Genomic DNA, 23025 nt, shown 5'->3' on the forward strand with positions numbered 1-23025 from the left:
TCCTATTACAGTCTGTAAACAGCTAGATTCTAGCGGCTTCCCATTTTTCACTTAAACTAAAGGCTTAACAAGCAGGCCTAAAAATATTTAAAAAGATATTGGGCATCTAAAAAACATTTGAATGTTTCAAGGAGGTATGCGTGCTTCATATCCTCATACCTTAAATGATAGAATTTATGGCACAACAGGATAAACTTAAGTATCCATATATAGATAAATTCTTATGAAAGTTATACATATAGTTTTTCGTGTCTATTTTTAATTTATATTTCTTATTTTTACTTTAATCCTGTTATGCTATAAAATATCATTATTTGGAGTATGATGGTATAAGATCTTTAAGCTTTCTCGATATATTTAAGTGTTTTTTAGTGTGTGGGAATATTCTTAGGCTTGTTTGGCAAGCCTTTTTTAAGTGACTTATATGAGTGGAAAGTCAGCCGTTGAACACTCCCATATTTACGTTTAATAAAAGAGCAAGTTAGCACCATCATCCATTTTTTCAGCACACAATGTCGTTACAGCTCTTGGTATGTGAGACGATTCAATAAGAGGTATGCCTTTTTGTACATTTTTACTTACACGCCAACTTTGCTTGTGTTGTGCAAACAAGAGATTTTGATTGATTCAATATAGAACACGTTTGAAATGAAAGAATTTTACGATATTCGAAACACTTATTCAATATCAATAACGTTAGATTATCATTATAAATCAATGCACTATTTCTAAGTTAAACTCGTTAGAATTCGGATTATTTACAAATCAGATTAGATTAAGCATTTTCATTCTCATGCAGTGTGGGGAGACAGTCACAATTCTTGTCAATATTATTAAGGACTTTGATTATCCTTGCAATGAATTTATGAAAATAAGGGGTTATTTTTTTCATCAGAAATCAACTGCAAAATTGCTCTTTGTTTTTTGCGGGTCAGTATTCTGAAATTTTTCAAAAGTAAATATTCTGCTTTGCTTGCTATTCTGTCATCACAATGATAGAGGTTCTCTTCTTTTTTTGCGCTATCAGCATAAAAGAAGGAAACGGGAACATCTAATATATGAGCAATTTCCTGTAAACGTCTTGCACTTACGCGATTTAAGCCTTTTTCATACTTTTGGATTTGTTGGAATGTTACGCCTAAATGACTTCCTAATTGTTTTTGAGAAAACCCCATGACGTTTCTTCTGAAGCGAATTTTTTTGCCTAAAGAAATATCGTAAAAATGTAGATTTTTGGCTTTCACTTGATGTCCCCACCGGTTGCGAGCGCCCTCGCATTAGTATTCCGGGGTCTGGAAGTGCTGAAACCGAGTCAGCCCCTTGCTTTTAGTGCTGAAAGCACTTGGACATAACAAGAGCCCCCGGAAATTCCGGGATATCCGCAAAAGCGGGCTAATCTTTATGCTCGGTTTCGGGCTTCCAGGCCCTATTGATCGTCGCGTATACGACCAAAAACACAAGCCTTCTTCATAAGGCAATTACTTTCAATCGTCAATTGAAATTACAACAGTGTTTCTTGTTTGTTTTTTCAAGTTTTCATGTAATCAATACGTATATTATACATAAAAATATTGCTTGAGATACTTTAGATACTTTTAAAAATTGTAAAGCGAAATTAAAGGGTGATGGTAAGGTAATGGGGTGATTTTCTCCTTTACGATTTTATGTTTTTTCCCCCAAATTAGGTTGCTTCTCCGTTTCAAAGATTACGCAAACAGATAAATACTCTTGTCCCGATATGGTATACATAAGATGATATAACTTGTCGTTTTTATTCATCTTAAATCGAGGTATCTCAAATATGTTGTTCGTAAATAGTATAAATTAAAGTCCATGAAATATAACAATCTTTATGTTTAATATAATAAATTTCATTTACCTGAGTTGGTTCAAAATGTTATTATAATTCTTGCTTTTAAGAAGTTCATAAGAGCCATTTTTATTCAGATGCTTGTGTGGTGCAAGCGAATGGTTTTGATTGCTTCAGTATGAACAGGCTGGAATGAGAGAATCTGATGATATTTTTGGCTTTTGTTACAAGGTGTAAAGCGATATAAATATCTTTATTGTAAAATTCTTTTTTCAGAAATCGTAAATATTGAGATATCATATTGATAGAGACTTGATAACAGTGGGCTTGTAGAGGAAAATTGCATGAGGGTTTTTTATTTTTTATGCGTTATTTCTTCATTGTTTTGCAAAGGGCGCGCTTCTGAGGCAAGCATAATGGGAACGCCATCACGAATAGGGTAGGCAAGTTTGGCTTTGAGAGAAATGAGCTCTTGTGTTTTTCGGTTGAAAGAGAGCGTGCCTTTCGTCATTGGGCAGACGAGCAATTCGAGCATTTTGGGATCTGTGGTCATTTTTTTCATGTTTGGACATTCATTAGTTTAAGCGGTAATCTGTTCCTGTTTGTTTCATGAGCGAGCGTTCTGTTAATGCAAGAAGAGTTTGGGCACGGCTTTCGATATCTGGAGCTTCAAGGAGAGCTTGTTTTTCTGCTGGTGTAAAGGGGATAAGAGCTGAAAAAGCATTAACCAATATAGGTGTAGGGGCTTCTATGATGCTGCTCCAATTATATTCCATTTCATGTATGGTTAGATATTTTTCTACAACGTCGAGTAAGTTCTCTCGGTTAATGCTTTCTTCAATATCAAATTCTTGCAAGTCTTTTATGTTTGATTGGATGAGAGCTGTTCGATAGGATTTTGTGTTTTTCAATTCTTGTTCTAAAGTGAAGCGGCAAACACCTTGTAAGATAATGAACAGTTGTCCGTTTCCTGTTTCACTGTAGTTTGTAATACGCCCTATACAGCCTGTTTTATAAAGTTGTGTAGAGAAGCGATCTGTATCCGATGAAAGTGGTTGAATAATGCCCAATAGACGATCAGTTACCATAACATTTTCAATCATTTCAAGTGATTCTGGTTCAAAAATATTGAGTGATAAAAAACCACCGGGTAGTAAGAGTGCACCTTCTAAAGGAAAAAGAGCAATTTGCTTTGGAAGATCATTTTCGCAATTGTAAGAGATATTACCAGCTTTCATGAGTATTTTGTCACCTTTGTTCGGTAGTTTTAGTCTGTAAATAGTCGCTATTTATGACACTATTGAGAAAGCAGAAAACCTACTTCTTGTGCATTAAAATCATACTTATAAAATATTTGAAGTCCTTATTCTCAAAAAGAATATGAAACCCTATCTTTAAGGTTGAACTGCGCGCGAAAGAATATTGCTTTGCGATCTTTTTAGTGTGTGACGTTTTGCATGATTTTCAAGAGGTATTTTTGTTTATAGCTTTTGATTTTTGTCTTAAATTTCCTAAAATGTGTTGCTTGCAATTTTTGTAAGGTTCAAAAGGATAATATTATAAATCTTTTGAAGCAGCTTATGCAAGTTTTAAAATGAGAACATTTTCATCACTTTACTAATGACAGTGTGATGAAGATAGGCTATAGGTTTAAATATGCTGGAAAGAGCGTTATCGTTTCTTTCATTCTTTTGCGGGAGAGTGCAGATTGCAAATTTTCGCATTGCCGCCGAAGGGGAAATAGCCCATAATCTCTCAGGCTTTAAGGACCGTAAAAGGAAGAAGGCAGATCTGGAAAGTCGGGAGAACCCGCGCCGAAGGTGTAAGCGAAAAATTTTTTCGCGAGTCTCTCAGGTTGATGACAGAGGGGGCAGAGACGACCATATTCTGTGGGCGTTAGCGCAGCTTTGGAGTTATTATGGGCACAGCACAAGAAACATCTTTTTTAAAAACACTTCCTTTATATGATTTGCATGAAAAAGCAGGAGCAAAATTTGGTGCTTTTGCGGGTTGGAACATGCCTTTAACTTATCCTCTTGGCGTTTTAAAAGAGCATCTTCATACGCGTGCACATGCAGGACTTTTTGATATTTCTCATATGAAATTGATTGCGGTTGAAGGGGCACAAGCTGTGGAATTTTTGTCCTATGCTTTTCCCATTGATGCAGCAGCTTTAAAGATTGGGCATTCACGGTATAATTATTTGCTTAATGAGCAGGCTGGTATTCTTGATGATCTTATCATTACCCGTTTGGAAGAGGGTCGTTTTATGTTGGTCGCCAATGCTGGGAATGCACAGGCTGATTTTTTAGAATTGGAAAAGCGTGCGGTTGATTTTGAATGTCAAGTGATTGCCCTTGAAAGGGTATTGCTTGCGCTTCAAGGTCCTGAAGCGGCAGCTGTTCTTGCTGATGCGGATTTGCCAGGGAATGAATTGTTCTTTATGCAAGGATTCGAACCACAACAGGATTGGTTTATAACGCGTTCTGGTTATACGGGAGAGGATGGTTTTGAAATTGCTTTGCCTATAGGGCATGCGCATATGTTGGCTGAAAAATTGCTGAGTGATTCTCGTGTTGAGTGGATTGGACTTGCCGCACGCGATAGCTTGCGGTTGGAAGCGGGGCTGTGTTTGCATGGAAATGATATTACCCCTGATACGACACCTATTGATGCGGCTCTAACATGGGCTGTTCCTAAAAGTGTTCGAGAAAAAGCACAATTTTATGGTGCAAAGGCTTTTCTTGAAGCTCTGCAAAAAGGACCGGCTCGTTGTCGTGTTGGATTAAAACCGCAAACGCGTCAACCTATTCGTGCCGGTGCGGTGCTTCTTGATGATCAAGGTAATGAGATTGGCATTGTAACATCAGGTGGTTTTGGTCCTTCTTTTGATGGTCCTGTCGCGATGGGTTACGTTCCTGTTGATTTTAAAGTTGAAGGGACACAAGTCTTTACAGAACTGCGAGGCAAAAAGATTGTATTATCAGTTCATTCTCTTCCCTTTGTTGAACAACGTTATTTTAAAGGATGATTTTTTATGTCTAAAACTTATTTTACACATGACCATGAATGGCTTAGCGTTGAAGGGCAAGTGGTGACTGTTGGGGTTACGCATTATGCGCAAGAGCAATTAGGGGATTTGGTTTTTGTTGATTTACCACAAAGTGGAACAAAACTTTCCAAAGGAGAGGCGGCGGCTGTTGTAGAATCAGTGAAGGCGGCTTCAGATGTTTATGCTCCTCTTGATGGTGAAGTGGTCGAAATAAATGAAGCCTTGGCTGATAATCCTGAACTGGTAAACCAGAAACCCGAAACAGAAGGCTGGTTATGGAAAATGACATTGCAGGATGAGACACAACTGGAGGGGTTGTTGGATAAAGATGCTTATAAGGCTTTGATTGGATGAGTACCATGATCGAGCGTTCTTTTTCTTCTCGACATATTGGGCTGCGTCCTGATGAAACACAAAAAATGCTTGATGTTTTAGAGCTTGATTGTGTTGAGACACTTATTTCTCAAGCTGTTCCACACTCTATCCATTTGGGACGTTCACTGAATCTTCCTGAGGCTGCTAGTGAAGGACAAGCCTTGGAAGAACTCTCCAAGATGATGGAGCGTAACCATGTGCACAAAAGTTTTATTGGGCAAGGATATCATGGAACTTATGTGCCTCCGGTTATTTTACGAAATCTGTTTGAAAATCCTGCTTGGTATACTGCTTATACGCCTTATCAAGCAGAAATTAGCCAAGGTCGTTTAGAGCTTTTATTTTATTTTCAGACATTGGTTAGTGAACTAACAGGTTTGCCTGTTTCTGCTGCTTCCCTTCTTGATGAAGCAACTGCTTTAGCTGAAGCCAATGCCCTTGCTGTTCGCTTTTTCCGTGAGAAAAAAACAAAAATTTCTCTTCTGAGTCTTTTACATCCTCAGACTTTGAGTGTTGCGCAAACGCGTGCTGAAACACAAGGGATTCAGATTAGCCAAAATGGCGAAATTGATCCTGATACAGCGGCAATTGTTTTGTCTTGGCCAGATACAAAAGGCTCTTTTCATGATTACAGTGAGATCATAAAAGAGGCAAAGGAAAAGGGAGCTTTAGTTATCGTTGTAGCTGATCCTTTAGCGCTTACTCTTCAGGAGCCACCTGCTCAATGGGGGGCAGATATCGTTGTTGGCACTATGCAGCGTTATGGCGTTCCGATGGGATTTGGTGGTCCACATGCTGGTTACCTTGCCGTGAGTGATGCGTTAACGCGTCTTATTCCAGGGCGTATTGTTGGTCAATCTGTGGATACCAAAGGACGCGTTGGTTTTCGTTTAGCTTTGCAAACACGTGAACAACATATTCGGCGCGATAAAGCGACGTCAAATATTTGTACAGCGCAGGCTTTGTTGGCTAATATGGCAACCGCTTATGCTGTTTGGCATGGGCCAAAAGGCTTACAAGAAATTGCGCAGCGGATTCATCATTTAACATGTCGTTTTGTTGCTGGTTTAGAAGCCGCAGGGGTTCATGTTGAAGGGAAAAGCTTTTTTGATTGTGTGAGTATTTCTGTTAAGGGAAAAGCGCGAGAAATTGCGCATCAAGCCAAAATAGGTGGGCGCCTTATTCGTGTTCTCGATGATGACACTATTGCAATCAATTTTGATGAATTATCAACAGAAGAAGATGCTGGTGCTTTAGCGCAGCTTTTGGGGGCACAACTCGTTGATAAGGTTTCTCCACGACTCTTTGGAAAAAAACGGGATGCTGCTTTTCTTTCTCAGCCTTTTTTTCATGCTGTTCATTCAGAGACAGATATGATGCGCTTTTTGCGTCGTTTAGCGGATAAGGATTTGGCGCTGGATCGCGCTATGATCCCTCTTGGTTCTTGTACAATGAAGCTTAATGCAGCTGCTGAATTGATGCCTGTGAGCTGGGCGAGCATGGCCAATATACACCCCTTTGTTTCACAAGAGGATGCAGCGGGTTATTTGGAGATGATCAACCAGTTAAATGCGTGGTTGTGTGAAATTACAGGATTTGCGCAAGTTTCTTTTCAGCCAAATTCTGGTGCTCAAGGTGAATATGCTGGGCTTTTGGCTATCCGACGATATTACCAATCACGAGGAGAACATCAACGTACAGTTTGTCTTATTCCTGCATCTGCGCATGGTACCAATCCAGCTTCGGCTCATATGGCAGGGATGGAAGTCGTTGTGGTAAAATGTTTAAGCGATGGTGATGTTGATGTAGACGATCTCAAGATGAAAGCGCAATTGCATAAAGATAAATTGGCTGCTCTTATGATTACTTATCCTTCAACCCATGGTGTTTACGAGGAAAGCATTAAGGAAATTTGTTCTATTATTCATGAAAATGGCGGACAAGTTTATTTTGATGGTGCTAATCTCAATGCCCTTGTGGGGCTTGCTCGTCCTGCGGATATTGGCGCTGATGTTTGTCATATGAATCTTCATAAAACATTTGCTATTCCTCATGGTGGTGGTGGTCCTGGTATGGGACCAATTGGAGTTGCAGTGCATCTCAAACCATTCTTACCAGGTCATGAACAGGATGGGACAACACATGCGGTTTCTGCTGCTCCTTATGGAAGTGCGTCTATTCTTGCAATTACATGGATGTATATTCGAATGATGGGGGCTGATGGCTTAAAATATGCAACACAAATAGCCATTTTAAATGCCAATTATATTGCTGCACGTCTTTCAGCTGCTTATTCCATTCTTTATCGGGGCAAGCATGGACGTGTTGCTCACGAATGTATTGTGGATACACGCGTGTTGAAAGAGCAGTATGGGGTGAGTGTTGATGATATTGCAAAACGTCTCATTGATTATGGATTCCATGCGCCTACGATGTCGTTCCCTGTTCCGGGAACTTTAATGATTGAGCCAACGGAATCAGAACCAAAAGCAGAGATTGATCGTTTTTGTGATGCTTTACTCTCTATTGCTGAAGAAGCGAAAAAAGTTGGGAATGGGGTTTGGCCAAAAGACAATAATCCATTGGTGAATGCCCCTCATACAGTGGCTGATACTTTAGATGATGCTTGGGTACGACCCTATTCGCGACAAGAAGCTGCTTTTCCCAACAGTTCTCTTGATCCAGCCAATAAATATTGGCCTCCTGTATCGCGTATTGATAATGTTGCGGGAGACAGAATGCTCATTTGTTCGTGTCCACCATTGGGAAATACCTATTAAATAACAAATATATATTTAATTTGTTTATTTGCATGAACGAAAAAAGCCCACACATTTTGTGTGGGTTTTGTACTTGTTGATCATGTTACTATGGAATTATTTGTCTATTTTCTAGAATTTTGCATTGTTTTTTATAACATGAGCAAAATCGAAAAAGTCGACAAAAAGCTGTATTTTGTCGGCAATAGGCATGCTCTCCTTTGCTTTCTACCGTATGACATGGTTTTAGTGACTAGGCGGCATTGGTCTAGCCAGCTAATTCATGTAAACGAGAGCGAAACCTACGGGGGATAGGTCACGTCTGTTGCATGTGTTGTGATATACTCCTTCTCACTAGGGTGACAACGACCGGTTGTAGAAAGAATAAAATCAAATTTAGTGTTTTTGATGATAAAGACACGCGAAACTCTGTTGTTGCATCTTTTCGAGTCAAGAATTGTCTAAATATTTCTCTTTAATCTGCTTTTTGTAAATATGACGCAAAAATATGTAAAAACACCTGTTAGAATGAGAAAACGCAAAGTCAAATGTATTATGGGTGTTTTTTACAAGGTGTCTTATAAAAAGCCAGCACATCTTTCCACTTCATTGCAGGTCAGTTTGTAACTTTACGGCACTGTTTTCCTAAGAGCCCGTGTGCTTTAGCTGTTGCCTGTAAATCAACATCCAAACTTAATGCAGCCACATGTTTTGAGTCAGAGATTGAGAAAAAAAGAGCTTTATGAGTCGTTCCAGCTTTTGTCTGTCAGATGAGGGCGAGGGGATTGCGTATTTCTGTTGACGTAACCTTTGAAACTGGAAGACAATCTCATTTTGGGAAAATGTAAAGCCGTAAAGGTAAAACTCAATCCTCAGTTTGACATCTCCTTTTAATTCAGCTTTATGGCTTTCAAAAGCATTTAAAGCAATGTTTTTTAAATAATGGGGATTACACATTGCTCCATATTTTTATTTATTGTGTTTTTTAGTGGGGGCACGACCCTCATGTGAAACAGAACGCTCCAAAAAGAATATTCTTGTGTTGTTAATTCACGTGTTTGTTTTAAAGAGACATTTCGCTCCCAATCCCATTTCGCGACGGCGCTTGTGAATGGTACAACGATAAATCTATTGAGAGCTCCCCAATCTTTATGCTCTATGAAGAAGGAAGTTGGCACTATCATACACTTTGCCAGTTCGTGGGTGCTGCTTACAGCCTTTGGTATTTGAGGCGGTTCATTAGAAGCATTATTCTTTTCTTAAATCATTTTTATCTACACATAGTCTAGGTTGTGGTATGCAAGCGAATGATTTTAATTGGGAAATTAATTTTAAAAACTTTGTAGTAGATTCTTTTTTGTTAATTTATGGGGAAAGGCTAAGTTTTTGTATTTTAGATGAAAGCTACTTCCATAAAACAGTCCATCAACTTGTCTGTTTTGAGATTTCTGTGAATGTACGGTATCTATGACCATTCTATGTGGTTGATTGTTGTAAAATCTTTTGTAAAAGCCCCTCAATTTTCTAAAATGATGATTTTTATCAATTTATTTTTTTAAAGAGTTTTTATGTGTAAATGTATTTATAGCGGGAGCCAAGAGATGTTAGAATTTCATTGGGAAGGGTATCGGCATCTATAGATACTTTTTCAAGTGTTTGATGGGGACCAATGAGTTCTACCCAGTCACCAGTTTGAGGTTTTTGTTCAAGATCGGTCGTATCTACAATAATGGAATCCATAGAAACCCGCCCAACCATGGGAAGTTTGTGCCCGTTGAAATAAACAGTTCCTTTATTCGAAAGAGTACGGAGCCAGCCGTCTGCGTAGCCTATAGAAATGGTTGCAAGAGTGCTTGGTCTGTTGGTTATAAAGCTTTCTGCATAACCAACAGGTGCTCCTATATCAACAACGCGGCTTTGAATGACTTGGGCTTCAAGTTTTAAAACAGGTTTCAAAGGTGATGGGTGTTTTCCCCGCGGATCAACTCCGTAAAGTGCAATGCCTGGACGAACAAGATCAAAATAAAAATCTGATCCTAGAAAGATACCTCCAGAATTGGCAAAGGAAACTTTGCAAGCAGGCAATTGCGCAAGGATCGTTTTGAAAGAAGTCAATTGGGCATAATTTGATGGGTGGGTATCATCTTCTCCGTTAGAAAGATGACTAAGAATATATTTTATTTCTGCTTTTTCGAAAATTGTAGGGTGTTTGATGAGTTTTTGTAATTCTTTTTGATCCAGTCCTAATCGGTTCATATGGGTATCGATTTGAACAATTGCTGGAAATTTTTTATCTTTTTTTTGACAAATTTTTTGCCAATTTTCAATGGCATTCCAAGAGTTTAGAACAGGAACAATACCAGATTGTGCGACAAACTCTTCTGCTAAGTGTGGAAGTCCATTCAGAATGGCAATTGTGACATTTGATGGTAAAATGCTTTTTAATTGGAGTGCTTCTCTGATTTGGGCGACAAAAAAAGTGCGACAACCAGCTTGATAAAGGGCAGGAGCAATTTTGTGAGCTCCTAATCCATAGGCGTTTGCCTTTACAACTGCTGAACATTGTGTTGGAGCTACACGTTTGGCTAAAGTAATATAATTGGCAACAATGGCACTGACATCGATGGTTGCTACAGCTGTATAGAGTGATGTATCTATTTCATCATTAACGGATTTGTTCATTTTAAAAGCTTATCTGTGTTCGTGAAATACGGAGTTTTTTTGGTTGTTTCATTGAGGTTCTTTACGATATAGGGGAAAGACACTATTTGCTATGGTCAAAATCATTAAGAAGCCTATGCTGCCATTAAAGTCGTTTTTTATGTAAAATGGTACTCTAGATATAAGAGATAGTTTAGTTTTATTTGTGTTGTTATCAACATGGTATCTTCTAATGATTTGTAAAACATAGACTTTTTTACTTATTTTCCCTCGTTTAGGCATATAAAAAAATAAACATAGTTTATTGTATTGTATCATTTTGAAGAGTGCAATGTTAGACTATTATTGCTGGTGTGATTGTTGTGATTAAATATTGCATTGGCTTCTTATTTAGAGAAGGTAAAATGATTAAATTAACCACGTTAAGTCAATGTATTACAAGTTTTCTACCATGAGGGGGAAGATCACTCATCTGTGCAATTTTGGATGTCGTCTCATGCACTTAAAATTATTTTTGTTAAATGGAAAACAGTGTGTAAACACTTTCTGATACATTAAAACTGTTGACTTAGAAAACCCGTTGATTTGGATATTATTTATTTTCAAGATGGATTGGGTATCCAATATTTACTTTCTAGTCTTTGATTGGTTTTAAGTGAAATCAATTTTATCGCTGATAGAGCGCGCTAGATTCATTTATTTAATTTTGACATAAAAGTGTTAACCTTGAGGCTTTTGTTTTAAGAAAATTGTTGGCAGATGGTTGTGCAAGTACTATATCACGTCAAGGATTCGAAATTTAACGTTCAATAAAATATAGGGAAGAGTATGAATACGTCTGCTACCAATGTTCCGTCAAGCATCAGCAGCGTTGCAAATTTTCCGATTCCTGAGAATGTGTTCGCCCTTACTGTCCAAGAGGTTTGTCACTACACAGATCGGTTATTTAAATTCCGTCTGAATCGTCCGGAAAGTTTTCGTTTTCGTTCGGGTGAGTTTGTTATGATCGGTTTGCCAAATGCAGAAAAGCCGATTTATCGCGCTTATTCGATTGCAAGCCCCTTTTGGGATGAACAGCTTGAGTTTTTTTCGATAAAAGTTCCAGGGGGACCTTTAACCGAGCATCTCCAAAAAATTAAAATTGGTGATACAGTTCTCATGCGTAAAAAATCTACAGGAACGCTGGTTCTTGATGCTCTTATTCCTGGAAAACGTCTTTATCTTCTTTCAACTGGGACGGGAATTGCTCCTTTTGCAAGCCTTATTCGTGATCCTGAAACTTATGAAAAATTTGCAGAAGTTGTCCTTATTCAAACAACGCGCGAAAAAAATGAGTTAATTTATGCAAAAGATCTTGTTTCCTCTTTGCAACAAGATCCACTCATTGGAGAGTATGCACAACAGTTGAGATTTTATCCTATGACTACTCGTGAAGCTTCTGAGCATATGGGTCGTATTACAACTGTGATGGAAAGTGGGGACTTTTTTGAAACAACAGGCCTTCCTAAGATTCATCCTGATGAGGATCGGGTGATGATTTGTGGTTCCATGGCTATGTTAAAAGATTGCGCAAGGATGTGTGAAAGCTTTGGTCTTGTTGAAGGGGCCAATAATGCTCCTGCTACTTATGTTGTAGAGCGCGCTTTTGTGGAGTAATGAGTGGGAAAGTTGATGCTTTATCTTCTTTCAAACCGGTACGGTTTTTTTTCTTTTTGTAAGCTTTATTTGTGAGCCTGACATTTATGAAAAATTTTCAGAAGTTGTTCTTATTAAAATAACGCGCGAAAAGAATGAGTTAATTTATGTAAAAGATCTCGTTTCCTCTTTGCAACAAGATCCACTCATTGTGGGGCATATGCACAACAGCTGAAATTTTATCCTATGACCACTCGTGAGCTTTCTGAGCATATGGGGCGTATTACGACTGTTATGGAGAGTGGGTGCTTTTTTGAAACAAGCGGCTTTGAAACAATAGAACTCGCAAAATTCATCCTAATGAAGATCGGGTGATGATTTATGGTTTTATGACGATGTTAAAAGATTGCGCAAGGATGTGTGAAAGCTTTGGTCTTGTTGAAGGGGCTGATATTCTTGCACATTACATTATATTGTAGAAAGAGCTTTTTTCGAGGGAGAGGGAAGTTGTGATGCGGTATATGCTAATGCAGTAATCGAATCCCAATCACTTATTGCAATGAGTTTTTGGGGCGCTATCCAAGAACCTCCAACGCAGAAGACATTGGGCAGTTGGAGCCATTGTGGTGCACTTTTTTGTGTAATACCGCCTGTTGGGCAAAACCGGATATCAGAGAAGGGAGATGCTAAAGCTTCGATGAAGGAAATACCCCCAGCAGCTTCAGCAGGGAAAAATTTAAGATATGAATAGCCTTTGTTTAATGCTTGCATGAGTTCACTTGGGGTCATTGCACCGGGAAGAAGGGGAATTTCACTATTTTTTGCACAATTGATTAGTTCATTGGATAATCCGGGGCTTACAATAAACTTGGCTCCAGCTTGTTCGGCTTTTTCGTAATGTGTTGTGTTGAGAATTGTGCCGGCTCCAACAATTGCTTCAGGGACTTCTTGTGTAATTTTCTGAATTGCTTTGAGGGCATTTGGTGTTCGCAAGGTGATCTCAATTGTTTTTAATCCACCTTTGACAAGAGCGCGTGTTAAGGGTACAGCACTTTGTAGATTGTCAATGAGTAAAACAGGTATAACAGTTTGTCCTTGGAGATATAATAAAAGCTTTTCTCTTTTTTGGCACATGATATTTTTTCTTCTTGGAGATGATATTATTTGTATCGTTTGATTAAGCACAATATGTTAAAGAGTACATGAATAAATCTTGAAATTGAATGAAACGCGCGTTATGGCAAAACACATGGAAAAGAATTTTAAAGTTGCTGCACTTTATTGCTTTGCAGATTTGAAGCATTATCATCAATTACAAAAACCTTTGCAGGATTTATGTCAAGCAAAGGATATCAAAGGCACTCTGCTTTTAGCACAAGAGGGCATTAATGGAACAGTTGCTGGTTCTTGTGATGCGATTGAGGCATTGGTGGATTTTATTACGGCTGAGCCAGCGTTTCAAACGCCGGAGATTAAATATTCATGGGCATCAAAAATGCCTTTTCATCGCATGAAAGTGCGGTTGAAAAAAGAGATTGTGACGATGGGGGTTGAAGGGGTTGATCCGCTAAAAGTTGTTGGTACTTATGTCGATCCTGAAGATTGGAATGCTCTTATTCAAGATGAAGAGACAATTTTAATCGATACACGGAATGACTATGAATATGCAATAGGGAGTTTTCAAGGAGCGATTGATCCGCAGATTAAAACATTTCGCGAATTTCCTGAATGGGTGCGTAAACATGAGGCTGAGTTAAAGAAAAAAAAGAAAATTGCCATGTTTTGTACAGGTGGTATTCGGTGTGAAAAATCAACAGCTTATGTTCGTGATCTTGGTTATGAGCAAGTCTACCATCTAAAAGGAGGTATTCTAAAATATTTAGAAAAAATTCCAAAAGAGAAAAGTTTATGGTGGGGTGAGTGTTTTGTTTTTGATGAGCGTGTTTCTGTTCAACATGGTCTTGAAGAATGTGGACGCGAATTATGTCGCGCGTGTCGTTCTCCTCTTAATGCTGAAAGCAAATTATCGCCTCATTATGAGGAAGGTGTTTCCTGTGATGCTTGTTATAACACGCGTAGTGAAGCCGATAGAGAGCGCTTTCGTGAGCGCCATAGGCAATTTCAATTGTTGAAGTTGCGTGCAATTGATTCTCATCAAGGGACATAAGGATATCGCAGTGTAGGGCTTTAAATTGTAGCGTTTTTCTCTTAAATTTAAGAGAGAAGAGTTTTTTAATATTAGTAGAAAAATATTTCATAAGACCGGATATTATTCGGTCTTTTTGTTTATATTAAATTATTTGACTTATAAATAATCATTATAGATTGTTCGCTCTCCTTGACTTATAGGATTGAGTTTTCAAATACTTTTCATTTTAAAATAGAAAAGCCGTTCACCAACAGCGCAGAGGAGGGAGATTATAGTTTAAGAGAAAAGCGTATGAATAAGATGTGATTAAAAAGCAGATGCTAGGTGGAAAAATAAAATGATAATAGGAGTTTATGATTTCAGAATTTAATATAATACATTAATTTATAATGATAATTTATTATTCATTTGAATAAAAGAGTTCAATATTGTGAACTTTGTTGCTTTCAGATTAGATGAGAACGAATCGCGTAAAATTCATTCACTTGTACGTTGCAAATGGGAGCAACGTGTGGACAAAAATCATTTTAGATAAGGTGTTATGAAACATTTCAATGTAGGAGTTTCTGCAATATTGGGAGTTGGCAGATAGAATGGGAGCGTTTGTTTTTAATTTCATAAGTATAAAGAGGGTGAGATGTAGTTGATCTATATCATACAAGCTATATTATACGCGGAATTCTTCATGATATTTTGCTTAAGCGATGCTGTGAAATGAATGTGGAAGTAGGGATGTTTTTTAGGATGTAAATGAGAAAGATAATGGTGTTTTGTTGGGGGAAGGACACGTTATCTTTAAAGACTATGGTGCTTCAGTCGTTACTATCCTCAGTCTTCAATGTTGGTCATCTTTGCATTTGAGAGGATATATAAGAGGTACTCCTTTTTTCAATTGTTTTTTATTTGTGATGCGCAAAAGAATGATTTTAATTGATTCATTGTAAGAGGGTTGAAATAAGAGGATTTTATAATGGGATTTTTGTTTAAGGGTACAATAATAAATTATCATTATAAATTAATGTTTTGAGTAATTTATTTGCGTTATTTTCTGCTGCAGATATTAGGAGATAGAATAGGGTAAAGAAACGAGGGGCTTTAAACGCAAGACAGTGATTTATGTTGTACGGATAATGTAAGGGTGTGATCTCATGAAAGCGGATGGATGGCTTTGTCTGGGGGAGAGTGTTGTTTTTTCGCATCATTTTATCTTTAAGAATTAAAAAATGTTTAAAATTAAAAAAATGATTGAAATGAGAAAGAATTCGTTTTATAGGATGCCTTGCCCAAAGTCGCACGTGCCTGTGGGTGTCCGCTGGTTCTCAAATGGTGAGATTAACCGGTACGGTACCTGGAACTAACCGCTCCAGTCATTCTTACAGCCAATTGCAAGAATGAGGACATCTTGAAGCAACGACGGTGCGGGCCTTTCTGGTGTCTTCCAGCTTTTAAATGCTGGGATAACTATAGAGGCACACCTCATTGCCTTCAGTGCGGAAGTGGTTTTCTCAACTCCAATCAAAAAGGCAGATAAAATAGAATAACGCGGTTTCGCGCTGTTCTTTCGCAGCATGCAATGCTAATTTCTGGTTTTTTGTAATCAGAATGGGGATGGTTGTTGTGTGTTTTTTGTCCTTTAGCTTTTGGCAGCTTTGGCTGTCTAAGCATAGAGTGGGGGAGCGTTCCCTCAAGGAGAATTGCAGATGGCAACGCAACGTATTCGCGATTTTCTTGCAACACATCGTTCTGAAGGTCCATGCTTAATTGTTGACCTTGATGTTGTTCGTGATAACTATTTAAATTTTGAAAAAGCTCTGCCGCAGTCTCGTATTTTTTACGCAATAAAGGCAAATCCAGCTCCTGAAATCTTGCGTTTGCTAAGTTCTTTAGGATCTTCTTTTGATGCGGCTTCTGTTGCAGAAATTGAAATGGCTTTAAAAGCAGGAGCAACGTCAGAGCGTATTTCTTTTGGAAATACGATTAAAAAAGAGCGTGATATTGCACGAGCATATGCATTGGGAGTTTCACTTTATGCTGTTGATTGTGTTGAAGAAGTGGAAAAAATTGCGCGTGTTGCTCCAGGAGTACGTGTTTTTTGCCGTGTTCTTACCGATGGCAAAGGTGCAGAGTGGCCATTGTCACGCAAATTTGGTTGTGTTCCAGATATGGCGGTTGATGTTCTAAGACGGGCACACCAATTGGGTTTGCAAGCCTATGGTGTTTCTTTTCATGTTGGATCTCAGCAGGTTGATTTGAGTGCGTGGGATCGTGCTTTATCGGATGCTTCTACAGTTTTTAAGCGTTTGGAACAAGAAGGCATTTCACTAAGGTTGGTGAATATGGGGGGCGGTTTTCCAACGCGTTATTTGAAAGATGTCCCTACAGAACAAGCTTATGGTACAGCAGTTTTTGATTCATTGAAAAAGCATTTTGGTAATCGTATCCCTGAGACGATTATTGAGCCAGGACGTGCGATGGTTGGCAATGCTGGTGTTATTCGTACAGAAGTTGTTCTAATATCTAAAAAAGCTGATAACGATAATGTACGATGGGTTTATCTTGATATTGGGAAATTTAATGGTCTTGCTGAGACTATGGATGAAGCCATTCGTTATCCTATTGAGACACCTCATGATGATAAGGTGATGGAGCCTTGTATTTTGGCTGGACCGACATGCGATTCGGCAGATGTTCTCTATGAAAAAACACCTTATCCGCTTCCTCTATCCCTAACGATAGGAGATGAAATATTGATTCATGGAACGGGTGCTTACACAACAACTTACGCATCGGTTGCTTTTAATGGTTTTGAGCCTTTACGATCATATGTGATCTGACATTTCCTTTTAACTATAGTTTTTTAGATTTTTTGCTATGCTCGTCATGGCGCTGTAAGAGGGCGGTTATAGAGATGAACATGATTAATTTTCAAACAAAAGATGGGGCATGTTTTACACTTTTATTGGAGCAAGAAGCCGATAAGCCTTATCGAGAAAATTTGCTTGATTCAATGATGGGGTATGGACGTAAACGTAAATCATCAGAGGTTTTACGTCGTGGTCGTTTGGCTGCTCAAGGGCTCTCTTTTGTGGTTAAAAATGTGCTTGGAGAGCTTGTGGGAAGTGTCCGTCTTTGGCATGTTTCTTTTTCTAAAGAAAAAAATGAAACACAACATGCTTTACTTTTAGGCCCCTTGGCTGTTGCGTCTGAATGTGCTGGTATGGGAATAGGATCAATTTTAGTCCGCCATGCAATTGAAACAGCAAAAAAATTGGGATATGGCGCCATTTTGCTGGTAGGGGATTTTGAATTTTATCAACGTTTTGGCTTTTCAAATAGTTTAACAGAAAATTTGGCAATGCCTGGTCCTTACGAAAAACATCGCTTTCAAGCGTTGGAACTGATACCACATTATCTTTCTGGGTGTTATGGCACTTTGGTTCCTAGTGGAGAACGAGAAGTTTCAAATCGTTTTCAGCATCATAAAGTCGCTTGAAGATAGTGTTTATTTCGTTTTTCAGCAGCTGCCATTGAGAAGAGCATACCGTTTTGACAGTGCCAAGGTATTTAGCGGTACAAAGTTTTGGGGAGTTGTATTGCGATTTTATTATATGGCTTTTTCTTTATGGGGCTGGTTTCTTATTTTTGATAATTTCAGTTAAGTGAGTAAGAATATATTTTAAGCTCATTTTTTGAAATAGTGTCTTATTTTATAATACTGAAGGAACCGGATTTTTGAGTTGTCTTGTGTTCTTTTAAAGTCGCTATCATCATACAGTTTTCCAGTTTTCAATATCGTTGATAAATCTTGCATCAAAACGGTTGGATGTTTTACTTTTTTCTTAAACAGTTTTTATTTCTTTGCTTTTTATGTGCAAGGGAATGGTTTTGATTGATTCAATAGAGAGATATTTTGAGAAATTTTATACAATTTTAGCGCTTGTTGAAAGAGAAGGGGCTTAAGAAAGAAAAATATGCAGCAGTAGAATCAAAATTGTAAGTATCAGCTTTTTTTAAAGAGTGTAAAAAAAATAAAATTACATGTTTAAAAGCAGCTTTTTTGAAAAAAATATATCATTACTTTTTTGCTATAAAGGTAAATCGTTTTGCAATTGGCATGAGAGTATCAAATACAAAATGATTTTCTCATGTAAAATTTTGCATTCAGAATCAAAAAAAACGTTATCCTACACATTATAAGAGAAATATGTGCGTGAATAAAAATCACAAGAATCATAAATCTTTTATGAATATTCTTGTAAGAATCAAAAGAGTAAAGGGCAAAGAATCTTTTAATCTTTTGTGCCCTATGGTGATAAATCAAAAATCTTATAGAAATGGCTGCTTTATCTTTATGGTGTGGAGCACTTTAGATAAGCTCTTTGTTTATTATCATCTAGAACAATTTTTGTATGCGAGAAGTTGTTTTTAAGTGCGGAAAGAGCCCGCATTAAAAGAATTTTTATCAGAAGAATCATTTAGAATCATATGCTTATTTATACTGTCTCTTGAGACAAGATAAAGTGCATAGGAAACGAGGAAAGTGATAAGGATAAAAAATATTTCTCAATTTTAATTAAGCTTAGTGATTTGGTGGTGAATCCATGAGAGGTGGTATTTTTTTGAGAAATATGGTCATAAATGTCAAAACACCAAAGATGATGGTTATGATAAAGAAAATATCACTAATAGCCATAATGGTTGCTTGTATGCGTACCATACCAAACAATTGAGAAAGAGCCAGAGTATAGGAATCAAAGGTTTCTGTTTTGAATAATACAGTAAGATTTGAAAGCATTTCAGTTGCTTGTCTGTTTGCGTAGTTAAGAGTTTCGGCTATTCGTTCATGATGGAAGTCTGTGCGTTTTGTTATGAGAGTGTTGATAATGGCAAGCCCTACAGCCCCACCTAGATTCCGGGTGAGATTAAAGAGTCCAGAAGCATTTTGCATCCGTTCTGGTGGGAGTGTTCCCAAGGCAATATTATTAATAGGAACCATACATAACATTACAGAAGCACCACGGAAAACTTGCGGCCAAAAAAGCTGCCAAAAATCCCAGTTATCTGTGATAGAGCTCGCCATCCAAATACCTATTGCAAAACCAAAAAGTCCTATTGCCATCATTAAACGTGCATCCATTCGTGCTGAAAGAAATCCAGCAAGCGGGGCAGTTAATAACATGACGAATCCTGAAAGAAACAATGTTTCTCCAATCATGAGAGCATCAAAGTGGCGGATTTGGCTTAAATAGACAGGATAAAGGTACGTGAGTCCATAAAGGCCTATTCCCAATGAAAAGGAAAAAATGGATGCAGCTGAAAAATTAAAATTAGAAAAAGTAGAGAGATCTACAATGGGTTCTTTTACTGTAAAAGCACGCCAGAAGAATAAGGCTGCAGCAAGAATCATGGTAATGAACAAATCCCGAATCAGCGTATCACTCAGCCAATCATGACGTGCTCCTTCTTCTAGAATATACTCTAAAGTTCCCAAGAAAGTAGCCATAGAAATGAATCCTAACCAATCAAACTTCTTCATTAAAGAGGGATCAGCTTTATCAAAATCAATTAATTTCCAAGCGAGAATTGAGATGATAATCCCGCAGGGTACATTGATGAGAAAGAGCCAATGCCATGATGAGAGATGACAAATATAGCCTCCCACGGTTGGACCAATGGTGGGGGCCAATGTTGCTACTAGTCCAACAATAGGGGTAACAATTGGGCGTTTGGAAGGAGGAAAAAGAACATAAGAGGCGACAAAAACGCTTGGGATAATTCCTCCACCAATAAAACCTTGTAGTGCGCGATACAAAATCATCTCTCCAATAGATGTTGCTGTTGCACAAAGAACAGAAGTAATCGTAAACCCGATCGCTGATATGGTGAAGAAAACACGTGTTGAAAGCAATCTTCCTAAAAATCCAGAAAGCGGCAACATGATGACTTCAGCGATGAGATAGGAAGTTTGAACCCATGAAATTTCTTCAGAGCTTGCTGTAAGACCCGCTTGAATTTCAGCTAAAGAAGAGGAAACGATTTGGATATCTAAGATTGCCATAAACATGCCAAAAGACATAGCTATAAAAACTACAATTTTGCGCATTCCTATGCGTTCTTGAGACTGTATGAGCTCTGGTATGGAAGATGTCATAGTAAGATCTTCTACTTTTTTATAAGAGACTTTTATCTTGTGGCTTTGTACGTGTATCAATTTTCACCGAAACACTCATTCCTGCTCGGATATGTCCGGTTTTTAAGACTTCTTCTGGAATAGAAATACGTACGGGAATGCGCTGGACAATCTTTGTAAAGTTACCGGTAGCATTTTGTGGAGGCAGAAGAGAAAAAACAGCGCCTGTTGCGGGCGAAATAGAAAGCACTGTTCCTGTAAAAACATCATTTTCGAAGGCATCAACAGAAATATAAGCTTTTTGTCCGGTATGAATGTCTTGTAGCTGTGTTTCTTTATAGTTTGCTTCAATATAAAGTGCATGTATGGGGACTAACGCCGCAAGACGTTGGCCATTTACAACAAAATCTCCCGTTTTTGCTGTTAAATTTCCTATAACTCCATCAAATGGCGCTCGTATAATGGTCGAATCAAGATCACGTTGTGCTTTTTTACGCGAGAGCTCTAAACTCTTTGTTTCGCTTTCTGTTTCACTTCGTTGCGCTTCTAGCACTCGGATATTTGCACGTGCTGAAGCCATTTTTGCATCCGCTCTGTTAACATTCGCAATGGCTTGTTCATAAGCGGATTTGGCATCATCAACATTGGATTGAGGAGCATAACGATTGGCTTTCAGTTCTGTTACACGTTTTAAGGTGAGTTGTGCATTGGTTGCTATGGCTGAAGCGGCTGCTTTTTGTGCTTTTGCATCATCTAAAGAACTACGAGCGGCTGTGATTTGCGCATCAATGCGTAGAAGTGTTTTTTTCTGTGTGTCAAGATGCGCTTCTGTTTGATCCAAGGCTATTTGATAATCACCATTGTCTAAGTAAAATAAAACATCGTCCTTTTTTACAACTTGGTTGGCTTTAATGGCAATTTTTTCAATATATCCATTTAATTTAGTCGCAATAGCGGCTATATCTCCTTGTACATAGGCATCTTCAGTGGACAGCATATAACGCCATTGCGTCGTCCACTTATAGCTAAACCAAAGTACAAAAAGCGCAAAGACGATAAGAAGAGCCTTGATTACTTTTTTTCGTTTCGTTTTATCGAGATTTTTTGTTGAAAAAATGGTCTCAGATACGGACATGATTTTATACTTTCAATATTTATGTTCTAACGAGTACAATAAGCCTCTCACTCTAGGGTAGGGTGATATATGCACGGACGATAAAAGCTTTTCCAACAATAAGGCGATCCCTGCTACATAATGCTAAATATATAAACTTGCAAGTTAGAGATCTTATTGTCAAGTTAGATGTCTTATTTTATTGCGCATTTTTTACAAAGACCTCGTACTTCTAGGGTGCTTTTGTGTGCTTGGAAGTCAACCGCTTGAACCATCTGTTTTAAACTTGATACAATCATTTGATTTTGTATTTCGTGGACTGTGCCACAGTTTAGGCATCTTCAGTGGACAGCATACAACACCATTGCGTCGTCCACTTATAGCTAAACCAAAGTACAAAAAGCGCAAAGACGATAAGAAGGACCTTGATTACTTTTTTTTGTTTCATTTTATCGAGATTTTTTGTTGAAAAAATGGTCTCAGATACGGACATGATTTTATACTTTCAATATTTATGTTCTAACGAGTACAATAAGCCTCTCACTCTAGGGTAGGGTGATATATGCACGGACGATAAAAGCTTTTCCAACAATAAGGCGATCCCTGCTACATAATGCTAAATATATAAACTTGCAAGTTAGAGATCTTATTGTCAAGTTAGATGTCTTATTTTATTGCGCATTTTTTACAAAGACCTCGTACTTCTAGGGTGCTTTTGTGTGCTTGGAAGTCAACCGCTTGAACCATCTGTTTTAAACTTGATACAATCGTTTGATTTTGTATTTCGTTGACTGTGCCACAGTTTTCGCAAATTATAAACGTTGTAAGTTCATGTTGACAGTTTTCAGGGTGTAAACAGACCATAAAGGCATTTACACTTTCAAGACGATGAATACACTTTAACTGTACGAGTTTTTCTAACGCACGATAAACTTGGAGAGGTGCGCGAAAACCTTCTTCGCGTAAGTGATTGAGAATCGCATAAGCACTTAAAGGCCCTTTTGCATTTTTTAAAGTATTTAAAACCAATGTTTGGTTACGCGTCAGTTTAGATGACATTGACATCTTCCTTTTGCTCCCATGGAAAAGCATAAAGCGTGTAAGATATTTATGCAATGGTGATTATAGAATATGTACTCTATCTTTAGCCTTTTACATGACATCCTTGCGATATGTAAGACAAGTTGCAACCGTTGTGAGGGGAGGGTATTATAATCTGAAAGCCGCTGCTATCCAGCAAGAAACTTTTATACGCTTCTTATTTTTCCAATAATGTCTTGAAATAGGATTTTTTGTTCAATATTTTATTGGTAAAGTTTGGGTTATTTTATTTAAAAAAA

Annotated in this window: 15 protein-coding genes, 3 pseudogenes and 2 riboswitches; of the genes and pseudogenes, 8 read left to right on the forward strand and 10 right to left on the reverse strand. The window is 37.9% G+C overall.

What is annotated here, in order from left to right; translation table 11 throughout:
* Positions 1 to 863: 863 nt before the first annotated feature.
* From ACFIMP_RS07735 to ACFIMP_RS07745, 3 genes are all read right to left on the reverse strand, one after another.
* Positions 864 to 1244, reverse strand: a complete 381-nt coding sequence (locus ACFIMP_RS07735; protein WP_375653845.1) for a helix-turn-helix domain-containing protein — start codon at positions 1242 to 1244, stop codon at positions 864 to 866.
* A gap of 921 nt (positions 1245 to 2165) precedes the next feature.
* Complete coding sequence (locus ACFIMP_RS07740; protein ID WP_273791466.1) at positions 2166 to 2372, reverse strand: Trm112 family protein; 207 nt, start codon at positions 2370 to 2372, stop codon at positions 2166 to 2168.
* A gap of 13 nt (positions 2373 to 2385) precedes the next feature.
* Positions 2386 to 3048 (reverse strand): LON peptidase substrate-binding domain-containing protein, encoded by a 663-nt coding sequence (locus ACFIMP_RS07745; RefSeq protein ID WP_375610818.1) that lies wholly within the window; start codon positions 3046 to 3048, stop codon positions 2386 to 2388.
* 446 nt (positions 3049 to 3494) lie between these two features.
* Positions 3495 to 3592: riboswitch (glycine riboswitch) on the forward strand.
* A 1-nt stretch (position 3593) separates the two neighbouring features.
* Positions 3594 to 3685: riboswitch (glycine riboswitch) on the forward strand.
* A 43-nt stretch (positions 3686 to 3728) separates the two neighbouring features.
* Between ACFIMP_RS07745 and gcvT the strand changes: the two genes are divergently transcribed.
* Genes gcvT through gcvP form a run of 3 tightly spaced genes read left to right on the forward strand, consistent with a single transcriptional unit; the run spans position 3729 to position 8017 of the window.
* Positions 3729 to 4841, forward strand: coding sequence for a glycine cleavage system aminomethyltransferase GcvT (gene gcvT, locus ACFIMP_RS07750; protein WP_375675667.1), 1113 nt, complete (start codon positions 3729 to 3731; stop codon positions 4839 to 4841).
* A 6-nt stretch (positions 4842 to 4847) separates the two neighbouring features.
* Positions 4848 to 5216 carry a glycine cleavage system protein GcvH gene (gene gcvH / locus ACFIMP_RS07755; protein WP_375612294.1) on the forward strand — a complete coding sequence of 123 codons (369 nt, stop codon included), beginning with the start codon at positions 4848 to 4850 and terminating at the stop codon, positions 5214 to 5216.
* Positions 5217 to 5221: 5 nt separating this feature from the next.
* Positions 5222 to 8017, forward strand: coding sequence for an aminomethyl-transferring glycine dehydrogenase (gcvP, locus tag ACFIMP_RS07760; protein WP_375686217.1), 2796 nt, complete (start codon positions 5222 to 5224; stop codon positions 8015 to 8017).
* Between the two features lie 1545 nt (positions 8018 to 9562).
* Here the strand turns inward: gcvP and alr are convergent.
* On the reverse strand, positions 9563 to 10678 hold the full coding sequence (alr, locus tag ACFIMP_RS07765) for an alanine racemase (RefSeq protein ID WP_375651329.1): 1116 nt from the start codon (positions 10676 to 10678) through the stop codon (positions 9563 to 9565).
* Positions 10679 to 11485: 807 nt separating this feature from the next.
* On the opposite strand from alr, the gene ACFIMP_RS07770 reads away from it, so the two are divergent.
* Positions 11486 to 12313, forward strand: coding sequence for a ferredoxin--NADP reductase (locus ACFIMP_RS07770; protein WP_375612296.1), 828 nt, complete (start codon positions 11486 to 11488; stop codon positions 12311 to 12313).
* Between the two features lie 34 nt (positions 12314 to 12347).
* A pseudogene (locus tag ACFIMP_RS07775) lies at positions 12348 to 12782 on the forward strand (ferredoxin reductase domain-containing protein); the annotation flags it as partial.
* On the opposite strand, the gene ACFIMP_RS07780 reads toward ACFIMP_RS07775, so the two are convergent.
* The gene (locus ACFIMP_RS07780) at positions 12761 to 13426 is read right to left on the reverse strand and encodes a bifunctional 4-hydroxy-2-oxoglutarate aldolase/2-dehydro-3-deoxy-phosphogluconate aldolase (protein ID WP_375613637.1); all 666 of its coding nucleotides are present in this window, start codon (positions 13424 to 13426) and stop codon (positions 12761 to 12763) included. The pseudogene ACFIMP_RS07775 and the gene ACFIMP_RS07780 overlap by 22 nt on opposite strands.
* Positions 13427 to 13541: 115 nt before the next feature.
* Here ACFIMP_RS07780 and trhO point away from each other — a divergent pair, with 115 nt between their 5' ends.
* From trhO to ACFIMP_RS07795, 3 genes are all read left to right on the forward strand, one after another.
* Positions 13542 to 14459: an oxygen-dependent tRNA uridine(34) hydroxylase TrhO gene (trhO, locus tag ACFIMP_RS07785; protein ID WP_375613636.1), complete on the forward strand. Its 918-nt coding sequence runs from the start codon at positions 13542 to 13544 to the stop codon at positions 14457 to 14459.
* 1682 nt (positions 14460 to 16141) lie between these two features.
* Positions 16142 to 17275: a type III PLP-dependent enzyme gene (locus ACFIMP_RS07790; RefSeq protein ID WP_375613635.1), complete on the forward strand. Its 1134-nt coding sequence runs from the start codon at positions 16142 to 16144 to the stop codon at positions 17273 to 17275.
* Between the two features lie 74 nt (positions 17276 to 17349).
* Complete coding sequence (locus tag ACFIMP_RS07795) at positions 17350 to 17934, forward strand: GNAT family N-acetyltransferase (protein ID WP_273791458.1); 585 nt, start codon at positions 17350 to 17352, stop codon at positions 17932 to 17934.
* 1086 nt (positions 17935 to 19020) lie between these two features.
* Here the strand turns inward: ACFIMP_RS07795 and ACFIMP_RS07800 are convergent.
* From ACFIMP_RS07800 to ACFIMP_RS07820, 5 genes and pseudogenes are all read right to left on the reverse strand, one after another.
* The gene (locus tag ACFIMP_RS07800; RefSeq protein WP_375613634.1) at positions 19021 to 20592 is read right to left on the reverse strand and encodes a DHA2 family efflux MFS transporter permease subunit; all 1572 of its coding nucleotides are present in this window, start codon (positions 20590 to 20592) and stop codon (positions 19021 to 19023) included.
* Between the two features lie 19 nt (positions 20593 to 20611).
* Positions 20612 to 21706, reverse strand: coding sequence for an HlyD family secretion protein (locus ACFIMP_RS07805; protein WP_375613633.1), 1095 nt, complete (start codon positions 21704 to 21706; stop codon positions 20612 to 20614).
* Between the two features lie 173 nt (positions 21707 to 21879).
* Positions 21880 to 22023 (reverse strand): annotated as a pseudogene (locus ACFIMP_RS07810) (transcriptional repressor); the annotation flags it as partial.
* Positions 22020 to 22178 (reverse strand): annotated as a pseudogene (locus ACFIMP_RS07815) (HlyD family secretion protein); the annotation flags it as partial. The pseudogenes ACFIMP_RS07815 and ACFIMP_RS07810, both read right to left, overlap by 4 nt.
* 173 nt (positions 22179 to 22351) lie before the next feature.
* Positions 22352 to 22744 carry a Fur family transcriptional regulator gene (locus tag ACFIMP_RS07820; protein WP_375612302.1) on the reverse strand — a complete coding sequence of 131 codons (393 nt, stop codon included), beginning with the start codon at positions 22742 to 22744 and terminating at the stop codon, positions 22352 to 22354.
* Positions 22745 to 23025 lie beyond the last annotated feature (281 nt).

It is taken from the genome of Bartonella sp. AP65SXKL (assembly GCF_042195725.1).
Taxonomy (GTDB): domain Bacteria; phylum Pseudomonadota; class Alphaproteobacteria; order Rhizobiales; family Rhizobiaceae; genus Bartonella.